Origin of the sequence: Amycolatopsis albidoflavus (genome assembly GCF_039525725.1) — a bacterium.
In the GTDB taxonomy this organism is placed as follows: domain Bacteria; phylum Actinomycetota; class Actinomycetes; order Mycobacteriales; family Pseudonocardiaceae; genus Amycolatopsis; species Amycolatopsis albidoflava.
Genome location: NZ_BAAAHV010000010.1, coordinates 19328 through 37348, shown reverse-complemented (window position 1 = coordinate 37348; position 18021 = coordinate 19328). Strand labels below are relative to the sequence as shown.

15 protein-coding genes and 1 tRNA gene are annotated in these 18021 nt (G+C 69.0%); 8 read left to right on the top strand and 8 right to left on the bottom strand.

The features are described 5' to 3' along the window. The first annotated feature begins 484 nt into the window (after positions 1-484). The 4 genes from ABD156_RS14875 (at position 485) to ABD156_RS14860 (ending at position 5273) form a co-directional block, all read left to right on the top strand. Entirely contained in the window at positions 485-1162 is a 678-nt protein-coding gene (locus ABD156_RS14875; RefSeq protein WP_344272462.1) for a FadR/GntR family transcriptional regulator, read from the top strand. After that, positions 1159-2595: an amino acid permease gene (locus ABD156_RS14870; RefSeq protein WP_344272459.1), complete on the top strand. Its 1437-nt coding sequence runs from the start codon at positions 1159-1161 to the stop codon at positions 2593-2595. The genes ABD156_RS14875 and ABD156_RS14870 overlap by 4 nt, the downstream gene beginning before the upstream one ends. Continuing rightward, positions 2592-3536, top strand: a complete 945-nt coding sequence (locus ABD156_RS14865; protein WP_344272456.1) for an asparaginase — start codon at positions 2592-2594, stop codon at positions 3534-3536. Before ABD156_RS14870 ends, ABD156_RS14865 begins: the two co-directional genes overlap by 4 nt. A 111-nt stretch (positions 3537-3647) precedes the next feature. Continuing rightward, positions 3648-5273, top strand: a complete 1626-nt coding sequence (locus tag ABD156_RS14860; protein ID WP_344272453.1) for a CocE/NonD family hydrolase — start codon at positions 3648-3650, stop codon at positions 5271-5273. A 3-nt stretch (positions 5274-5276) separates the two neighbouring features. Here ABD156_RS14860 and ABD156_RS14855 read toward each other — a convergent pair whose 3' ends face one another. Beyond that, a complete protein-coding gene (locus ABD156_RS14855; RefSeq protein WP_344272450.1) occupies positions 5277-6038 on the bottom strand; it encodes a metallophosphoesterase in 762 nt (253 codons plus the stop codon). A gap of 4 nt (positions 6039-6042) precedes the next feature. After that, complete coding sequence (locus ABD156_RS14850; RefSeq protein WP_344272446.1) at positions 6043-6657, bottom strand: GntR family transcriptional regulator; 615 nt, start codon at positions 6655-6657, stop codon at positions 6043-6045. Positions 6658-6702: 45 nt separating this feature from the next. Between ABD156_RS14850 and ABD156_RS14845 the strand changes: the two genes are divergently transcribed. Continuing rightward, a complete protein-coding gene (locus ABD156_RS14845; protein WP_344272442.1) occupies positions 6703-7887 on the top strand; it encodes an aminotransferase class V-fold PLP-dependent enzyme in 1185 nt (394 codons plus the stop codon). Positions 7888-8723: 836 nt separating this feature from the next. Here the strand turns inward: ABD156_RS14845 and ABD156_RS14840 are convergent. The 4 genes from ABD156_RS14840 to ABD156_RS14825 all read right to left on the bottom strand — a co-directional run bounded on the left by ABD156_RS14840 (position 8724) and on the right by ABD156_RS14825 (position 10551). Continuing rightward, the gene (locus ABD156_RS14840; RefSeq protein WP_344272440.1) at positions 8724-9017 is read right to left on the bottom strand and encodes a DUF3892 domain-containing protein; all 294 of its coding nucleotides are present in this window, start codon (positions 9015-9017) and stop codon (positions 8724-8726) included. Between the two features lie 457 nt (positions 9018-9474). Beyond that, positions 9475-9549, bottom strand: a tRNA-Val gene (locus tag ABD156_RS14835). A 47-nt stretch (positions 9550-9596) separates the two neighbouring features. Beyond that, positions 9597-10061 (bottom strand): peroxiredoxin, encoded by a 465-nt coding sequence (locus tag ABD156_RS14830; protein ID WP_020657595.1) that lies wholly within the window; start codon positions 10059-10061, stop codon positions 9597-9599. Between the two features lie 55 nt (positions 10062-10116). Beyond that, a complete protein-coding gene (locus ABD156_RS14825) occupies positions 10117-10551 on the bottom strand; it encodes a DUF3052 domain-containing protein (RefSeq protein WP_067591158.1) in 435 nt (144 codons plus the stop codon). Positions 10552-10950: 399 nt separating this feature from the next. On the opposite strand from ABD156_RS14825, the gene aceE reads away from it, so the two are divergent. The 3 genes from aceE to ABD156_RS14810 all read left to right on the top strand — a co-directional run bounded on the left by aceE (position 10951) and on the right by ABD156_RS14810 (position 15460). Beyond that, a complete protein-coding gene (aceE, locus tag ABD156_RS14820) occupies positions 10951-13746 on the top strand; it encodes a pyruvate dehydrogenase (acetyl-transferring), homodimeric type (RefSeq protein ID WP_344272432.1) in 2796 nt (931 codons plus the stop codon). A 104-nt stretch (positions 13747-13850) separates the two neighbouring features. After that, entirely contained in the window at positions 13851-15062 is a 1212-nt protein-coding gene (locus ABD156_RS14815; RefSeq protein WP_344272429.1) for an alpha-hydroxy acid oxidase, read from the top strand. 152 nt (positions 15063-15214) lie between these two features. After that, the gene (locus ABD156_RS14810; RefSeq protein ID WP_344272426.1) at positions 15215-15460 is read left to right on the top strand and encodes a hypothetical protein; all 246 of its coding nucleotides are present in this window, start codon (positions 15215-15217) and stop codon (positions 15458-15460) included. Positions 15461-15462: 2 nt separating this feature from the next. Here ABD156_RS14810 and ABD156_RS14805 read toward each other — a convergent pair whose 3' ends face one another. Together ABD156_RS14805 and ABD156_RS14800 are read right to left on the bottom strand one after the other, a co-directional pair. Further along, positions 15463-16101 (bottom strand): nicotinamide mononucleotide transporter family protein, encoded by a 639-nt coding sequence (locus ABD156_RS14805; RefSeq protein WP_344272424.1) that lies wholly within the window; start codon positions 16099-16101, stop codon positions 15463-15465. A gap of 342 nt (positions 16102-16443) precedes the next feature. Then, complete coding sequence (locus ABD156_RS14800) at positions 16444-17313, bottom strand: mechanosensitive ion channel family protein (RefSeq protein ID WP_344272421.1); 870 nt, start codon at positions 17311-17313, stop codon at positions 16444-16446. Between the last annotated feature and the right edge of the window lie 708 nt (positions 17314-18021).

The window sequence follows — 18021 nt, the reverse complement described above, 5'->3', positions numbered from 1 at the left end:
AAGGGACCGATCTTCGCCGCACCGTCCAGCATCGAATACTCGGTGTGGACGTGCAGGTGGACGAAAGAATCGTTCGACACCAGCGAAAACCTCCCCTAGGCAGACGGCTTCCCGGCTCCGGTCGACGCGGCGGGCCCGGGCTGCCCACCCTAGTCCGCCGCGAGTTCGGAGAGCGCCCCGGCATCCTCCCTCCGAACCGCCGGGCGCGGGCCCCGACGCGCCGGGCGGCGCACCGGACGCGTTCCCGGTGGTGATCACCGGTGCGCTCTCCCGTACCCGGACACAGTCGCACCCGGCACCGACAAAAACCGGGCCCGCCGGGAGCCGAGCGGCCGAGAGTCACCCGGGAGCGTGAACCAAGCCACAACCTCCCAGAAAGGGGCCCTCGCACCGCTTGACAGCGGCCGGGCCGGAACCGACGATCCGACGCGTGAACCTGTCTGACAGCCGGGCAGCCGGACCGCTCCCCCGGCGCGTCAGCGCGATGGAGGCCGTGCTCGGCTACCTGCGCGAGGCGATCGAACGCGGGGAGTGCGCGGTCGGCGACCAGCTGCCGTCGGAGGCCGCGCTGAGCAGGCAGTTCGAGGTCAGCCGCTCGGTCGTGCGAGAGGCGCTGCGCGGGCTGCAGGCGCTCGGGCTGACCGTTTCGCGCACCGGCCGCGGCACGTTCGTCACCGCGAGCGGCCCGCCGGAGAACCCTACGTTCGGCGACTACTCGGCCCGCGACCTGGTGGAGGTGCGCCGGCACGTCGAGGTCCCGGTGGCCGCGTACGCCGCGCGCCGCCGCGACGCCGACCAGCTCGCCCGGCTCGCCGATCTCGTCGACCGGATGGACGCCGAGACCGCGGACGCCGCGTGGGTGGCGCTCGACTCACAGTTTCACGTCACGATCGCACGGGCATCAGGCAATCCGGTGTTCGCGAAGGTGATCGAAGAGATCCGCGACGCGCTGGCCCGCCAGTCGGCGTTCCTGAACCAGCTCGGCGGACGGCGGACGCAGTCGAACGTCGAGCACCGGCGCATCGTCACGGCGATCGCCGAAGGCGAAGAAGAAGCGGCGGCGGCCGCGATGACCGAGCATCTCGACCACGTCGAGAAGACCCTGACCACGATCGTACGGCCGGCCCGCGCCGGCGAAGCAGAAACAGGTACCACCGCGTGACTGAAGAAACCCTGCCCGCGACTGCCGAGGCGGACACCGCCGACGCGGGCGACGCCGGATACCGCAAGGCGCTGAAATCCCGGCACATCAACATGATCGCCATCGGCGGCGCGATCGGCACCGGCCTGTTCCTCGGCGCGGGCGGACGGCTCGCGCAGGCCGGCCCGGCGCTCGCGATCGTGTACGCGGTCTGCGGGCTCTTCGCGTTCTTCGTGGTGCGCGCGCTCGGCGAACTGATCCTGCACCGCCCGTCGTCCGGCGCGTTCGTGTCCTACGCGCGCGAGTTCATGGGCGAGAAGGGCGCGTACATCGCGGGCTGGATGCACTTCCTCAACTGGTCGACCACCGGCATCGCGGACATCACCGCCATCGCGCTGTACGCGCACTTCTGGTCGTTCTTCACGCCGATCCCGCAGTGGGTGCTGGCGCTGATCGCGCTGGCGGTCGTGCTGTCGCTGAACCTCGTTTCGGTGAAGCTGTTCGGCGAGATGGAGTTCTGGTTCTCGATCGTCAAGGTCGCCGCGCTGGTGCTGTTCCTGCTCGTCGGCATCTTCCTGCTGGTGACGCAGCATCCGATCGACGGCCACGCGCCCGGCCCGCAGCTGATCGCCGACCACGGCGGCGTTTTCCCGGCGGGCATCGTGCCGATGATCCTGATCGTGCAAGGCGTCGTGTTCGCCTACGCGTCGTGCGAACTGGTCGGTGTCGCGGCGGGCGAGACGGAGAACCCGAAGGCAGTCGTGCCCAAGGCGATCAACTCGATCATGTGGCGGATCGCGCTGTTCTACGTCGGCTCGGTCGTGCTGCTGGCGATGCTGCTGCCGTGGAACGCTTACTCGGCCGATCAAAGCCCGTTCGTCACAGTGCTGTCGAAGCTGGGCGTGCCCTACGCGGACAGCATCATGAACCTGGTCGTGCTGACCGCCGCGCTGTCCAGCCTCAACTCGGGCCTGTACTCGACCGGGCGAATCCTGCGCTCGATGTCGCTGGCCGGATCCGCGCCGAAGTTCACCGGCGTGATGAACCGCAACCAGGTGCCCTACGGCGGGATCCTGCTCACGTCGTCGGTGTGCGTGATCGGCGTCGGGCTGAACTACGTGGTGCCGAAGGACGCGTTCGAGATCGTGCTGAACTTCGCCGCCGTCGGCATCCTCGGCACCTGGGCGATCATCGTGCTCAGCCACCTGCTGTTCGTCCGGAAAGCCAAGCGCGGCGAAGTAACCAGGCCGCACTTCCGGCTGCCGTTCTCGCCCTACACCGAAATCGCGACGCTCGTGTTCCTCGCCGCGGTCGTCGTGCTGATGGGCTTCGACAAGACCGGCCGGATCACCCTGATGGCGCTGCCGGTGATCGTCGTCGCGCTGGTGGTCGGCTGGTTTGCGGTGCGCAAGCGGATCGACATGAGCGCGTTCGACAAGGCAGAAGCGTCGTGACCCCGCAGGAACGCGAACCGCGGCACGTCCCGCTGGTCCATCTGCTGCGCGACGGCATGGTCGAAGGCGTACACCACGGTTCGGTCGTCGTCCTCGCTCCCGACGGTTCGACGCTGTTCGAGGCAGGCGATCCCGACGTCGCGATGTACCCGCGCTCGACCGCGAAACCCCTGCAAGCCGCCGCGATGGCACGACTCGGGCTGCGCCTGGATCCGCGCGGTTTCGCGATCGCCGCAGCCAGCCACTCCGGCGAACCACGGCACCTGGAGGCGGCGAGCGCCGTGCTGACCAGCCGCGGCTTCACCGAAGCTGATCTCGGCAACCCCGCCGACCTGCCGTACGACCCGGTCGAACGGGACGTCTGGATCGCAGCTGGCAGGAAGCCGTCGCGCTTGGCGCACAACTGCTCCGGCAAGCACGCCGCGATGCTGGCCGTCTGCCAGGAGCAGCACTGGGACGTCCAGGATTACCTCGATCCGACGCACCCGCTGCAGCGCGCGATCCGGGAAACCGTGGAGGACCTGACCGGGGAAACCGTGCCACGAGTGGCGACGGACGGCTGTGGTGCGCCGCTGTTCGCGCTCTCCCTGCGTGGGTTGGCGCGAGCTGCGTCGCGGATCGCGACCGCGCCCGGCGGTTCGCCGGAATCGTTGGTGGCCAACGGAATCCGGCAGCACCCGGACCTGGTGGCCGGAAGCCGACGCGACGTCACCCGGCTCATGCAGACCGTGCCCGGGCTCATCGCGAAGGACGGTTTCGAGGCCGTGCAACTAGCCGCGTTGCCAGACGGAACCGCAGTAGCGTTGAAGATCGCGGACGGCGGCGACCGTGCCCGCCCAGCGGTGCTCGCGGCTGCGTTGGCACGAGCGGGCGTCGACGCGGAGTTGCTTGCTCCCTTCAGCGATCCCGCCCTTCGAGTGACGGACGCACTCGCCGCCTGACCGGCGCCGGCGCACCCGGCTATCGAGGCGCCCAGCCCCTCCCCGCGCACGACCGGGCGCAATGTCGCCGCCAGACGACGAGCCCCTGGCAACTCGCGTACGTTCGACCACGTGCTGAACCGAATCGTCGACCGACTGCTCGGTCTCCCCGCCGCCGAAGGCCCGGCGCCGATCGCCGACAAGGACCTGCGCATCCCGATGCCCGACGGCACGCACCTCCTGGCCGACCGGTTCAGCCCGCCCGGCCTGACCACCGGCCCCGCGGTCCTGATCCGCACCCCCTACGGCCGCACCGGGCCGCTGGCCAGGCTCTTCGGCGAAACCTTCGCCCGCCACGGCCTGCAGACAATCCTCCAAAGCGTCCGGGGCACGTTCGGCTCGGAAGGCCGATTCCGCCCGTTCCACCACGAGCGCGAAGACGGCATCGCCACCGCCGAATGGCTGCGCGCGCAACCCTGGTGCGACGGGCGGATCGCGATGGCGGGCGCCAGCTACCTCGGCCACACCCAGTGGGCGATCGGCCCGTACCTTGACCCGCCGCTGGAAGCCATGTGCCTGGGAATCACCGCGTCGGAATTCGTCAGCACGTTCTATCCGGGCGGGGTGCTCGCGGCGGACAACATGGTGTCGTGGTCGGCCATGATCGGCAGGCAGGAGGAGCGGTTCGCCCTGGTGCCGAACCCGCTGCAGACGCGGCGCACGCGCAACGCGATGGCGTATCTGCCGATCGCGGGCGCGGACGTGGTGGCGATCGGCAAACCGGTGCAGTTCCTGCAGGACGTCACCGAGCACGCGGACCCGGACGACGACTTCTGGGCGATGTCCGATCACAGCGCCGAAGTGGCGAAGCTCGAGGTGCCGGTCAGCATGGTCACCGGCTGGTACGACCTGTTCATCCGCGCGCAGCTGCGGGACTTCCGCACGCTGCAGGACGCCGGACGGTCGCCGCGGATCACCGTCGGGCCGTGGTCGCACGGCGAACCGGCCAGCTTCCGCGTGCTGATGCAGGACCAGCTCGGCTTCCTGCGCGCGCACCTCGCCGGCGACCGCACCCAGCTGCAGCGCTCCCCCGTGCGGATCTTCCTGCAGCAGGCGTCCGCCTGGCTCGATTTCGACCACTGGCCGCCCCCTTCCGAGCCCACGCACGCCCACCTGCGGCCGGTCGGCGGCCTCGGCGAAACGGTCCCCGGCGAGGCCTTGCCCACGCCGTTCACCTACGACCCGACAGACCCGACCCCGGCCGTCGGCGGGCCGCTGCTGACGGGAAAGACCAAGCAGCGCGACAATTCCGCGACCGAGGCGCGCGACGACGTGCTGGTGTTCACCGGCGAACCGCTGGTGCACGACGTCGACGTGATCGGCGATGTCTCCGCCACCGTGTTCGTGCGGACCGAGCTTCCCGACGCCGACGTGTACGTGCGGCTGTGCGACGTCGACCCCGGCGGCATCTCGCGCAACGTCACCGACGGCATCCTGCGGCTCCGTCCCGGCTCACCGGAACCCGATGCCGACGGCGTGGTGCGGGCCGAGGTGGAGCTCGACCCGACCGCGTACCGCTTCCGCCGCGGACACCGGTTGCGGGTGCAGGTCGCGGGCGGCGCGTTCCCTCGCTTCGCGCGCAATCACGGTACGGGAGAACGGGTTTCGTCCGCGGTGCGCAGCACGCCGAACCGGTTCGAGGTGTTCCACGACGAGACCCGGCCGTCCCGGGTGACGGTGCCAGTCTTCGCTCGGTGACCTTTACTGAATGACGGCGCGCTGATGCGTCGTCAGCCTGCCGTCGTCGTGCAGCACGTGCAGCAGAAGCGACGGCGGGCTGTCGAAGTCCAGCGGCCCGCCCTCGTCCCAGCCGCGCCCCGCGCCGGGTTCCACCGGCAGCAGTGACCCGGACACCACACCCGGCGCGATCCGCACCGGAACGCCCGCGAACTCGGTCGCCGCGCCGGTGTGCACGTGTCCGCACAGCAGCGCCGCCACGCCGGGATGCCGCTTCAGCACGGCGGCGAGCCGGTCTTCGCCGGTCTGGCGGATCCGGTCCACCAGCGGCACGCCGACGTCGAGCGGCGGGTGGTGGAAGGCGACGAACGACGGGCCGTCGTGCGCGGCGAGCGTGTCGTCCAGCCAGGTCAGCGTCTCGTCGGCGAGGTAGCCGGCGCCCTTGCCCGGGATCGTCGAATCGCACGACACGAGCAGCACGTCGGCCACCTTGGTCGCGGTGTTCACCGGGGCGTCGCTGGCCGGTTCTCCCAGCAGCGCTTCGCGAAACGGCGCGCGCACGTCGTGGTTGCCGGGGCAGATCACCACGGGCACCGGGAGGTCGAGCAATTCCGCCGCGCGCCGGTACTCCTCGGGCAGGCCGTGATCGGCGATGTCGCCGGTGACGAAGACCGCGTCGACCGGCTCCTCGAGGTTTCGCAGGTACCGCGTCACCGCGGCGGCCCGTGCGTCGGCGCGATCGCCGCCGTCGAGGTGGATGTCCGAGAGATGCGCGAAAACCCGCACCGGATCAGCTCCCTTTCAAGTACGCCAACGCTTTCACCCAGTTCCGGACGAGCAGCGCGGACGCGCCGGGCAGGTCGTCCGCCCGCAGTGCCGCCGCGATCTCGCGGTGTTCGGCCACGCTCTCCGCCGCTCGGTCCCGACCGCCGAAGTATGCCGTCTCGTAGCGTTTCAGCAACGGCTTTGTCTGCTCGATCAAGCGCAGCAGATGCGGGTTGTCGCAGCGGGAAGTGAGCATCGCGTGCCAGCGGTCGTCCGCGGCGGGCAGATCGCAGGAATCGGCTATCTCGTCGGAAATCCGGTCGAGCGCGTCCGGGAGCGAGGCGAGTTCGAGCGGCGACGTCCAGCGCAGCGCGAGCGCTTCCAGTTCGGCGACCAGCGGGTACAGCCTGCGCGCCTCCTGCGGATCGAACGGCGCGACGAGGAATCCGCGGCCCGGCGCGGCGACGAGGAGCCCGCGGTCGGCGAGGCCGATCAGCGCCTCGCGCAACGGCGTCCTGGACACGCCGAGCTCGCTCGCCAGGCGGACTTCGTTGATCCGGGTGTCCGCGGGAAACCGTCCGTCGAGGACGCGCGCGGTGATCTCCTCGATAAGTTCACCGCGCATCAGTCTCTTGACCATGTGATGAGTATTGCACACAGATCGCACGTACTGTATTCAGTTCATATGGCCCGCTCTTTCGATGTCGACCGCGCAAGGTACGAAACGCCCGGCTGCGTCGGAGTCGCGCACTTCAACAACGCCGGCTCCGCCCTCCCGCCCGCCCGCGTCACCGACACCGTGATCGACTATCTGCGCACCGAATCCCTGCTCGGCGGCTACGAAGCGGCCGAAGAGGCCAAGGACCGCCTCGACGGCGTGTACACCTCGGTCGCGCGACTGCTCAACGCCGCTCCCGAAGACATCGCGCTCAGCGACAACGCGACCCGCTCGTGGCAAGCGATCTTCTACGCCCTGCCGTTCGCGCCGGGCGACCGGATCCTCACCGCGAGCGCCGAATACGCCAGCAACGCCATCGCCTACCTGCAGATCGCCCGCCGCACCGGCGCGACCGTCGAGGTCGTGGACAACGACGAAACCGGCCAACTCGACGTCGACGACCTCCGCCGCCGCATCGACTCCGACGTGAAGCTCATCGCGGTGACCCACGTGCCCACGCAAGGCGGCTTGGTGAACCCCGCCGAGGAAATCGGCGCCGTCGCGCGCGAGGCAGGCATCCCATTCCTGCTCGACGCGTGCCAGTCAGCCGGCCAGCTGGACCTCGACGTCGAACGAATCGGCTGCGACGCACTGACTTCCACCGGCCGCAAATACCTGCGCGGCCCGCGCGGCACCGGCTTCCTGTACGTGCACCCGCGCCTGCGCGACCGCCTCGAACCGGCGATGCTCGACCTGCACTCGGCCAAGTGGACCTCCCCCTCCGAGTACGTGGTCGACCCGACCGCGAAGCGCTTCGAAGTGTGGGAACGCGATTTCGCCGCCGTGCTCGGCCTCGGCGCGGCCGTGGACTACGCGATGGAATGGGGCCTGCCCGCGATCGAAGAGCGGGTCACCGCCTTGGCCGCGACCCTGCGCTCCCGCCTGGCCGACCTGGACCGGGTCACCGTGCACGACGCCGGCGCGCGCAAGTGCGGTCTCGTGACCTTCAGCGTCGACGGACTGCCCGCGGACGAGATCAAGGACCGCCTGAACGCGGCGAAGATCAACACGAGCGTCGCGCACCCGTCGTCGGCGCAGTACGACTTCACCGCCCGCCGCCTGCCGGACCTGGTGCGCGCGTCGGTGCACTACTACAACACCGAGGAGGAAATCGACCGGCTGACCGGCGAGGTCGTCGCGCTCTCGCGGTAGTCGGAGATCACCCGTTTGACGCAGTATCCAGCACCGCCGAAGCCGCCTCTTGTCTCGCGTACACCCGCGGAGTGCGCTGCGGCCGGGCCTGTCGAGGGGGCAGGCCCGACGGGGCCGGGGGAGGAAAAGGCCTCCTGGGCCAGGATTGATGGGGGAATCCGGCCCAGGGGGTCTTCTCTTGTGTTCGAGTGGGGCGCTGGTCAGGCTGTGAACGCGGTAGCTCTCGTAAGAGAGACCGGCCTTGGCCGCGAGGAAAGCGATCAGGGTCTACGCCGCGAACGGCTGCTCCAAGTCGTAGTCGGCCTTTCCACCGCACTGGAACTCAGCGGCTAGCAGTGTCCCCCGAGGCTTCGGCAAGTGCGGGAAAGCGGTTGGCCGAGTCGCTCACGCCGCCGGAACTCGAGTTACCCGGGGATCAGGCGGGCCGCTGCCTTGCGCAGACTGCGGGATGCGACCGAAAACTGAGAAGCGAGCACACCTCAACAGGCCCTTCGCCCGATCGCGCGCGGCCGATTGCCTCTCGACCTGCGCGAACTGGCCGCACACCGCATTGACGACCACTCGGCCGCCTTTCGCGACCTTATGACGCCCTCCGGGACACCGATGGCCCGGCCTCGCAGCGGAGACGAGACCCGCTCCCTGCTGACTCAAGTATCAGCACGCTGGACCCCGCGCGACTGGCGGGGCATCCCGAGCACCTGCTGAGGTGGCGACTTTTACTGCCGCCCGGACCGCGCTTTGAAGGCCGCGTCCGAGCAAATGTTAATCAGCACAGTCGCAACCTTTCAGGATGCAAAGAATCAACAAGAGCCCTCAGGTCGATAGTTTCAACGCAACTACGGGATCAGTCGGCTAGGAGGCTCAGGAAGATTCAAAAGGTTGTTTGGCGCATACCCGTCGCTCTCGGTCTTAATATAGGGGCGACCGTTGTAACTGGCCACGATGACGTCGACTTGCCGCCCTCCGACGCTGACAAAGTAACTGTTGAGACCAGCTCTGATCTCCCGGATGACTTCGTCAGTCGTCCGATACCAACCTCTGCCCGCATCCCCTGCGACACCAAGGATCCGCTCGTGCGGGTTGTAGTTGCTACCCAACTTATGCGTGTACTCGACTTTGACGCGTGCCATCGTTCCTCCTCAACCAACCCAAGCCCTTACAGTCATGGCGCAGATTTCCGATCCACTGAGCACTGCAGAATAGAAGGCTGGGGACTCGCAGAACTGCTTTGACCTGTTAGCAAACGACTGCGGTTACCGGAATTTACGCTGGATATGCCAGTAATTCGATTGATTCGGACGTCTCGTTACGAATGCCCATCACGATCACTCGTTTAGCGCAGCGCGAAGGCAACAGACCCGGCACCGAGCACCATTCGCTCAATAGCTGGTCCCGGACAAGATCCAGGGCAAATCAGCCAAGACGTCGCCAAGTAGCTCTGCGCCGAGAGGGGCCGGCGTCACGCTCAGCACCGGCGAGGCGGGGAAACCTCCTCAACGAGTTCGCGGGCGACAGGGAGGGCCTGGAGGCGAAACCAAGCGAAACCCCATCCAGTGAAGCTTTCACTGGATGGGGTCAGCCCGATCGTGGTGGGCGCAGCAGGGTTCGAACCTGCGACCGCTCGGGTGTAAACCGAGTGCTCTTCCGCTGAGCTATGCGCCCGCGCGCCGGAGCGGGAAACCCCCGCCCCGGCGAGCGAAAGACAGAAATCAGGCAGTCAGTTCCTCGACGGCCTTCTTCCACCCGGCCTGGTCGCGCGCCTCGCCGGGCGCGTTGACCTCGGCGAAGCGGACCACGCCTTCGGTGTCGATCAGGAAGGTGCCGCGAACGGCGAGCCCGGCCTGGTCGTTGAACACCCCGTACTTCTGCGCCACCTCGCCGTGCGGCCAGAAGTCCGACAGCAGCGGGAACTGGTAGCCCTCGACCTCGGCCCACGCCTTGAGCGAGAACGGCGTGTCGACCGAGACGCCCAGCACCTGGACGCCCTTGCCGTCGTAGTCGCCGAACTCGTCGCGCAGCTGGCACAGCTCGCCGGTGCAGATCCCGCTGAAGGCGAACGGGTAGAACACCAGCAGGACCGGCTTGTCGCCCTTGAACTGCGACAGCGTGACCGGCTGCTTGTTGTAGTCGTTGAGCGTGAAGTCAGGGGCCTGCGAACCGACCTCGACGGCCATACCGGCGATTCCTCTCCAGAGCGAACACGAGCGTGCCGCCCACCCTATCGCGGCCTCAGCGCTGCTTGGCCTTCGAGGACTTCGGAGACACCAGCCGGGTGCCCAGCCAGCCGGGGCCCACGCTGATGTTCGCCGTCTGGGCGAGCCCGACCTGGGGCACCGCCTCGGCGATGTCGCTGGGCTCGACGTGCCCGGGCTGCCCGGTCTTCGGGGTCAGCACCCAGATCACGCCGTCCTCCTCCAGCGGACCGCGCGCGTCCACCAGCGCGTCCCCGAGGTCTCCGTCGTTGTCGCGCCACCACAGCAGCACGACGTCGATGACCTCCTGGGCGTCCTCGTCGAGGAGCTCACCGCCGATCGTTTCCTCGATCGCCGCGCGAACGTCGTCGTCGACGTCCTCGTCCCAGCCGATCTCCTGGACCACCATGTCCGGCTTGATGCCAAGGCTTTCGGCGACGCCGGCACTGCCTGCGTCTCCCGCGGCGACCACTGCTTCCACTCCTCCAACTACGACGGAGCGCGGCAGTAGGTCCGCCGCACTCGGATACACGGTTGTCGAACAGCGAACACTGACGCGGCGCTGCGCGCAACCGTCCACACCGGATCTTTGGCAAGTCGTGTCTGCAGCGTAGGGGCTTGCCGCCCGCTCGCCCGACTCCGGGTGGCACTCAGTACCCCACCACTGCGAAGCTCTCCCCGGGAGCCTCCTTTAGGGTGGAGGAGAGAAAACGCGCGCGCGATACACCGTGCGCGGGGAGTGGCGACACTCGGGCGGCCGATGTTACCGGGCAGTACAGGTGACGGGAACCCCAACCGGGACGACCATGGACGTCGGCGAACACTCCCGCCCACCAGCTACAACGGCTACAACCAGCTACAAGGAGACCCCTTGGCCCCGCAGAACGACGGCGCCTCCGGCAAGGAGACCCCGGCTCGCGTACGCGTCATCCGTGACGGACTCGCGGCGCACCTTCCCGACATCGACCCGGAAGAGACCAGCGAATGGCTGGACTCCTTCGACGAGGCGCTGGCCCGAGGGGGCCAGCAGCGGGCCAGGTACCTGATGCTGCGCATCCTCGAGCGCGCCCGGGAGCGCAACGTCGGCGTCCCGGCGCTCACGTCGACCGACTACGTGAACACGATCCCCACCGAGAACGAACCGTGGTTCCCGGGCGACGAGGAGATCGAGCGCCGCTACCGCCGCTACATCCGCTGGAACGCGGCGATCATGGTGCACCGCGCGCAGCGGCCGGGCGTCGGCGTCGGCGGCCACATCTCCACCTACGCCTCGTCGGCGGCGCTGTACGAGGTCGGCTTCAACCACTTCTTCCGCGGCAAGGACCACTCCGGCGGCGGCGACCAGGTCTTCTTCCAGGGCCACGCCTCCCCCGGCATGTACGCCCGCGCGTTCCTCGAGGGCCGCCTTTCCGAGCAGCAGCTCGACGGGTTCCGCCAGGAGTTCAGCCACGCGGGCGCGGGCGGCGGCCTCCCGTCGTACCCGCACCCGCGGCTGATGCCGGAGTTCTGGGAGAACCCGACGGTGTCGATGGGCCTCGGCCCGATGAACGCGATCTACCAGGCGCGGTTCAACCGCTACCTGCGCGACCGCGGCGTCAAGGACACCTCCGACCAGCACGTCTGGGCGTTCCTCGGCGACGGCGAGATGGACGAGGCCGAATCGCGCGGCCTGATCCACGTGGCCGCGGGCGAGGGCCTGGACAACCTGACCTTCGTGATCAACTGCAACCTGCAGCGGCTCGACGGCCCGGTGCGCGGCAACGGCAAGATCATCCAGGAGCTGGAGTCCTACTTCCGCGGCGCGGGCTGGAACGTGATCAAGGTCATCTGGGGCCGCGAATGGGACTCGCTGCTCTCGGCCGACCGCGACGGCGCGCTGGTCAACCTGATGAACGTCACGCCGGACGGCGACTACCAGACGTACAAGGCCAATGACGGCGCCTTCGTCCGCGAGCACTTCTTCGGCCGCGACCCGCGGACGAAGGAGCTGGTCAAGGACCTGTCCGACGCCGACGTCTGGAACCTCAAGCGCGGCGGACACGACTACCGCAAGGTGTACGCGGCGTACAAGGCGGCCATGGAGCACCACGGCCAGCCGACGGTGATCCTGGCCCACACCATCAAGGGCTACGGCCTCGGCCCGTCGTTCGAGGGCCGCAACGCCACGCACCAGATGAAGAAGCTCACCCTCGACGACCTGAAGCTGTTCCGGGACGCGCAGCGGATCCCGATCAGCGACGAGGAACTCGAGAAGAACCCGAAGCTGCCGCCGTACTTCCACCCCGGCCCGGATTCGCCGGAGATCGAGTACATGCGCGGCCGCCGCAAGGCGCTGGGCGGGTACCTGCCGGAGCGCCGCCCGAAGACCGCGAAGGCGCTCGTGCTGCCCGGCGACAAGGTCTACGAGGGCGTCCGCAAGGGCTCGGGCAAGCAGGAGGTCGCCACCACGATGGCGATCGTCCGGCTCATCCGCGAGCTGGCGAAGGACTCGGAGATCGGCAAGCGGATCGTCCCGATCATCCCGGACGAGGCGCGCACGTTCGGCCTCGACTCGATGTTCCCGACCGCCAAGATCTACAACCCGCACGGCCAGACCTACACCTCGGTCGACGCGAGCCTGATGCTGGCGTACAAGGAGTCCGAGAAGGGCCAGCTGCTGCACGAGGGCATCAACGAGGCGGGTTCCACCGCGTCGTTCACCGCCGTCGGCACGTCGTACGCGACGCACGGCGAGCCGATGATCCCGATCTACATCTTCTATTCGATGTTCGGGTTCCAGCGCACCGGAGACGGCCTGTACGCGGCGGCGGACCAGATGGCCCGCGGCTTCGTGCTCGGCGCCACCGCCGGCCGCACCACGCTGACCGGCGAGGGCCTGCAGCACGCGGACGGGCACTCGCTGCTGCTGGCGGCGACGAACCCGGCCGTGGTGGCGTACGACCCGGCTTACTCGTTCGAAATCGCCCACATCGTCAAGGACGGCCTGCGCCGGATGTACGGCGAGACCGGCCCGGACGGCAACGGCGAGAACGTCTTCTACTACATCACCATCTACAACGAGCCCTACCAGCAGCCGGCCGAGCCGGAGAACCTGGACGTCGACGGCGTGCTCAAGGGTCTCTACCGGTACTCCGACGCCCCCGCGGGCGACGGGCCGGAGGTGCAGGTGCTGGTCTCCGGCGTCACGATGCCGGACGCGCTCAAGGCGCAGAAGATGCTGGCCGAGGAGTGGGGCGTGCGGGCCGCGGTGTGGTCGGCGACGTCGTGGGGCGAGCTGCGCCGCGAAGCGGTGGAGATCGACCACGAGAACCTGCTGCACCCGGACGCGACGCCGCGGGTTCCGTACGTCACGCAGAAGCTGGCCGAGGTTTCCGGCCCGGTCGTGGCGGTGTCGGACTGGATGCGCGCGGTGCCGGACATGATCCGCCCGTGGGTGCCCACCGACATGCTCACGCTCGGCACCGACGGGTTCGGTTTCTCCGACACCCGCCCGGCCGCGCGGCGCAAGTTCCTGGTGGACGCCGAGTCGATCACCGTCGGCGCGCTGTCCGCGCTCGCCAAGCGCGGCGAGTTCGACCAGGCGAAGGTCGCCGAGGCGGCGCGCCGCTACCGGCTCGACGACGTGACGGCCGCCGGGCCGCAGACGTCCGACTCCGGCAACGCGTGACCGCTGCTTGACTCGGGGACCCCTCCAGGACAGTGTCCTGGAGGGGTCCCTGCTTTAAGGTAGACATCGGATGTATCCGGATGCCTGACGAAAGGTGGTCGAGCGTGACCCAGCGTCGCCTGCCCCGGCCCAGCGAGCTCAAAGAGATCCTGCGGCCGAAGCCGATCGTGCTGAACCCGACCGATCGGCGCCTCGCGGGCGCGCACACGATCGCCGATCTGCGGATGCTGGCGCGCAAACGCACCCCGCGCGCGGCGTTCGACTACACCGACGGCGCGGCCGAGCTCGAGGACAGCCTCCGCCGCGCCCGGCAGGCCTACCGCCGCGTGGAATTCCGGCCCAACGTGCTCCGCGGAGTGTCCGATGTGGACACCAGCAGGGAGATCCTCGGGAAGCGCTCGGCGCTGCCGTTCGCGTTCGCGCCCACCGGGTTCACGCGGATGATGCAGACCGAGGGCGAGCGCGCGGTGGCCCGCGTGGCGCAGCGCAACGACATGCCGATGGCGCTCTCGACGATGGGCACCACGTCGATCGAGGACCTCGCGGCCGCCGCCCCGGACGCGCGCAAGTGGTTCCAGCTGTACGTGTGGCGCGACCACGGCGCGGGCGAAGATCTGATGAATCGCGCGTGGGAGAGCGGGTACGACACGCTCCTGCTGACCGTCGACACCCCGGTCGCGGGCCAGCGGCTGCGCGACGTCCGCAACGGCCTCACCATCCCGCCCGCGATCACGCTGAAGACGTTCGTGGACGGCGCGATGCACCCGGCGTGGTGGTTCAACATGCTGACCACCGAGCCGCTGAACTTCGCGTCGCTCAACCGGTTCGGCGGCACCGTCGCGGAACTGCTGGACAAGCTGTTCGACCCGACGCTGAGCTTCGACGACCTCGACTGGGTGCGCCAGACCTGGCCGGGCAAGCTCGTGATCAAGGGCGTGCAGAACGTCGACGACGCGCGTGACGTGGTGAAACACGGCGCGGACGCGGTGCTGCTGTCCAACCACGGCGGCCGCCAGCTCGACCGCGCGCCGACGCCGATCGAGCTGCTGCCCGCGACGCTGGACGAGATCCAGGACAGCGCCGAGGTCTGGGTGGACACCGGAATCCTGTCCGGCGGCGACATCGTGGCCGCGCTCGCCCGCGGCGCGAACGCGGTGCTGATCGGCCGCGCGTTCCTGTACGGCCTGATGGCGGGCGGCGAGCGCGGCGTGCAGCGCTGCGTGGACATCCTGCGCACGGAGATGATCCGCACGATGCAGCTGCTCGGGGTCCGGCGGGTGGACGACCTGCGCCCCACCCACGCCACGCTCCGCTGAGCCCGACGTCCGTGAAGGGCTCCTTGAGGGAATCTGATTCCCTCAAGGAGCCCTTCACGGACCTTCAGCCCGGGTTGGCGCGGTCGGCGTAACGACGTATCCAGTGACCGACATCACGTCTCCTGCCTTCGGATCATCCGAGGGAGAAGACCATGTCCGTCACGCTGAACCGCCGCGCGCTCGCGATGCTGCGCGCGATCGCCGCCGGCCGAGCCGAACTCACCCGCAGCTGCGAACCGGATCTGAGGGTCGACGGCCTGCCCTGCTGTGACCAGACGACCGCGCACGACCTGGTCCGGGAAGGCCTGGTCCGCCCGGTGTCCGCGCTGGGCGGCGCGGTCGGGCAATGGACGGCGGCCGAATTGACCCCGGACGGACAGCTCGCGCTCGGCGCTTGAGGTCAGCGCGCCGCGGCGACGGTCTTGTCGCCGGCCACCGCGGTGCGCGCCGAGCGGTTCCAGGTGACCCAGCCGTGGACCACCAGCGCGGCGAAGACGAGGTAGATCGCGGCCGAGAAGTACAGACCGGAGCGGATCTGCAGCGGCACGCCGATCGCGTCGACCACCAGCCACACGCCCCAGAACTCCACGAGACCGACGCCCTGAGCGGCGAACGCGACGAGCGTCCCGACGAAAATCGCGGCGTCCGGCCACGGCGCCCACGAAGCGTTGAGCGCCTGGAGCGTCAGCGCCATCGCGACCGTGCCCAGCCCGAACGCGGCGAGCATCACGGCCCGCTCGGTCCAGCGGCCCTTGCGCACGACGACGCCGTACACCGGGTCGGTCCGGCGGTTCCAGGCCCACCAGCCGTAAAGCGAGATGAGCAGGATCGCGACCTGCCGCCCGGCGAGACCGCCGAGATGCGCGGACGCGTAAACGGAGAACAGCAGGACGGTCGCGCCGACCTGCACCGGCCAGGTCCACAGCGTCCGCCGCTGCGCGAGGAACACGACCGCGAGCGCGAACACCTGCCCGGCCAGCTCCGCGATCGAGATCCACTGGCCGAACACAGTCACGCCGTGGTGCAACAGGAAGTCCACGTCCGCACCCCTTCCGATCTACGCCTCCCAACATGCAACACGGAGCCTCCATTCCCGCGCCGATGTGAGACTGCGGACAGTCCCGCTGAGTGGACCCCGGACACGGCGGAGGCCCGGTGCCGGGATGGCACCGGGCCTCCATCGCCCGGACAAGCCCCGCGAACGCGAGGCAAACCGCAGGGCCGCGCTGCCGAAGCAACGCGGCCCCTGGCCACCGGTCCGCGGACCGGTGAAGGCCGTCAGCGAAGCGGCCGACCGGGCTCGAATCCGGTCGGCAGCACGGCCCGTCGCCGGCGAGTGTCCGCGGACCTCGCCGGCCTCAACTTCCCTGCTGGTACCGGCTCAGCGCTCCACGCGCCCGAAACCGGCGGGCGGGGTCGGCGGCTCGGGCGGGCGGCCGCCGTCCGCGGGCATCTGCCGGGTCTGCTCGCTCGGCTGCGGAAGACTTCCCGACTGCGACTGCGGGTAGCCCTGCGCCCGGGTCTGCCCGGCCTGCGCGTGCTGCCCGCTCACCTGGCCCGGAGCCTGCGAGCCGTTGCCGGAGCCCGAGCCGACCTGGCCCTGCAGGTTGGCCAGCCAGCCGCCCCACCGCTCCTGGGCGGGCTTGATCAGGCCGCCGCCGAAGCCGACCACGATCACGCCGCCCGCGGTCGCCAGCACCGCGATCAGCACCGGGCCGGTGACCGACGTCGCGATGTTGACCTGGCCCAGCGCCGCGATGATGCCGAACGCCATCACCAGCCAGTACGCGACCGTGCTGAGCAGCCGTCCCGCCGGACGGCCCGACAGCGCGCCGGAGACGACGTCCCGCACGACCTTCGCGATCGCCGCGGCCACGATGATCAGCACCACCGCTACCAGGATCCGCGGCAGGAACGCGATGATGTCGTTCAGCAGCTGGCTCACCGGGTTCGACTGCCCGAACACCCCGAACGCGAGCTGCAGCGCGATCAGCAGAATGAAGTAGTAGACGAGTTTCACGAGCACCGTGGTGGCGTCGAGATTCGCGCCCTTCACCATTCCGGTCAGCCCGGTCTTCTCGACGAGCCGCGTGAAACCGAGTTTTCCGAGAACGAGCCCGAGGGCTTTGGACACGGCTTTCGCGATCAGCCAGCCGATCAAGAGGATGATCAGAAAGCCCACGAGTTTCGGGACGAACGTGGCCACCAGATTCCAGGCCTGTCCGAGTCCGTCCTTGAGTTGTTCACCCACGCTGGCTCCCTTCGCCGCGGTTCGACGTGGATTCCGGCACCGTCCTGTCGCACCGGGTCGCAGGACAGGTACCCACTGCACCCGAGTGCTGTGCACCACGATCGAGTGAGACGACTGGCGCGGGAAGATCAATCACCGCCATACTTGTCCTACCGGTGGGGACCGGGGAGACGAGGCCGCTCGGCGCAGCGAAAACCGCAAGCGCCGAGCGGCCTCGAACATTTCCAGCACTTTATTGCCGCGCGACGGCGCTTCCGCAGCCGAATGGGGTTCGGGTTTTCTCCCGCGTTCATCTGGCCTTCATCTTCTGGCGTTTGGCGGAACGCCGACGGATTTGCGTCCCGGCCTGGGCGCGGTCGCGAAGATGTCCGGACGGGAATCCCGGCGAGGCGCGGTCTGTGCGGTGCGAATTCGCGCGGCCGGACGGTCGGCGACGGCGAATTGCGGATCTTCCTTCGGGCCGTCGGATAACGGTGAAGCGGCAATAGCGCACCCGGTGCCGAGGCTCCGGAGGCGGCGCGAAGGTCATTAACGCCGGGCGCGGCAACCGGGCCGGACAGCAATGCGGGCGGAGCGATCGCGAGGCGGCATTCACGCAACTCACCCGTTGCCGCTAACCCACGTGGGTGAGGGGCTCCGCTTCCCAGGTCCCTCACCCGGTCGGAGCCTCCACCGAGAGTAGAGGCTCCCGGGACGGAAACGGCGGGG

What these genes read in the sequence shown, in the direction of transcription:
- ABD156_RS14875 (WP_344272462.1), top strand. Translation starts at nt 485, where the DNA reads ATGGAGGCCGTGCTCGGCTACCTGCGCGAGGCGATCGAACGCGGGGAG.
- ABD156_RS14850 (WP_344272446.1), bottom strand. Translation starts at nt 6,657, where the DNA reads ATGGTCAAGAGACTGATGCGCGGTGAACTTATCGAGGAGATCACCGCG.
- ABD156_RS14845 (WP_344272442.1), top strand. Translation starts at nt 6,703, where the DNA reads ATGGCCCGCTCTTTCGATGTCGACCGCGCAAGGTACGAAACGCCCGGC.
- ABD156_RS14840 (WP_344272440.1), bottom strand. Translation starts at nt 9,017, where the DNA reads ATGGCACGCGTCAAAGTCGAGTACACGCATAAGTTGGGTAGCAACTAC.
- ABD156_RS14830 (WP_020657595.1), bottom strand. Translation starts at nt 10,061, where the DNA reads ATGGCCGTCGAGGTCGGTTCGCAGGCCCCTGACTTCACGCTCAACGAC.
- ABD156_RS14810 (WP_344272426.1), top strand. Translation starts at nt 15,215, where the DNA reads ATGTCCGTCACGCTGAACCGCCGCGCGCTCGCGATGCTGCGCGCGATC.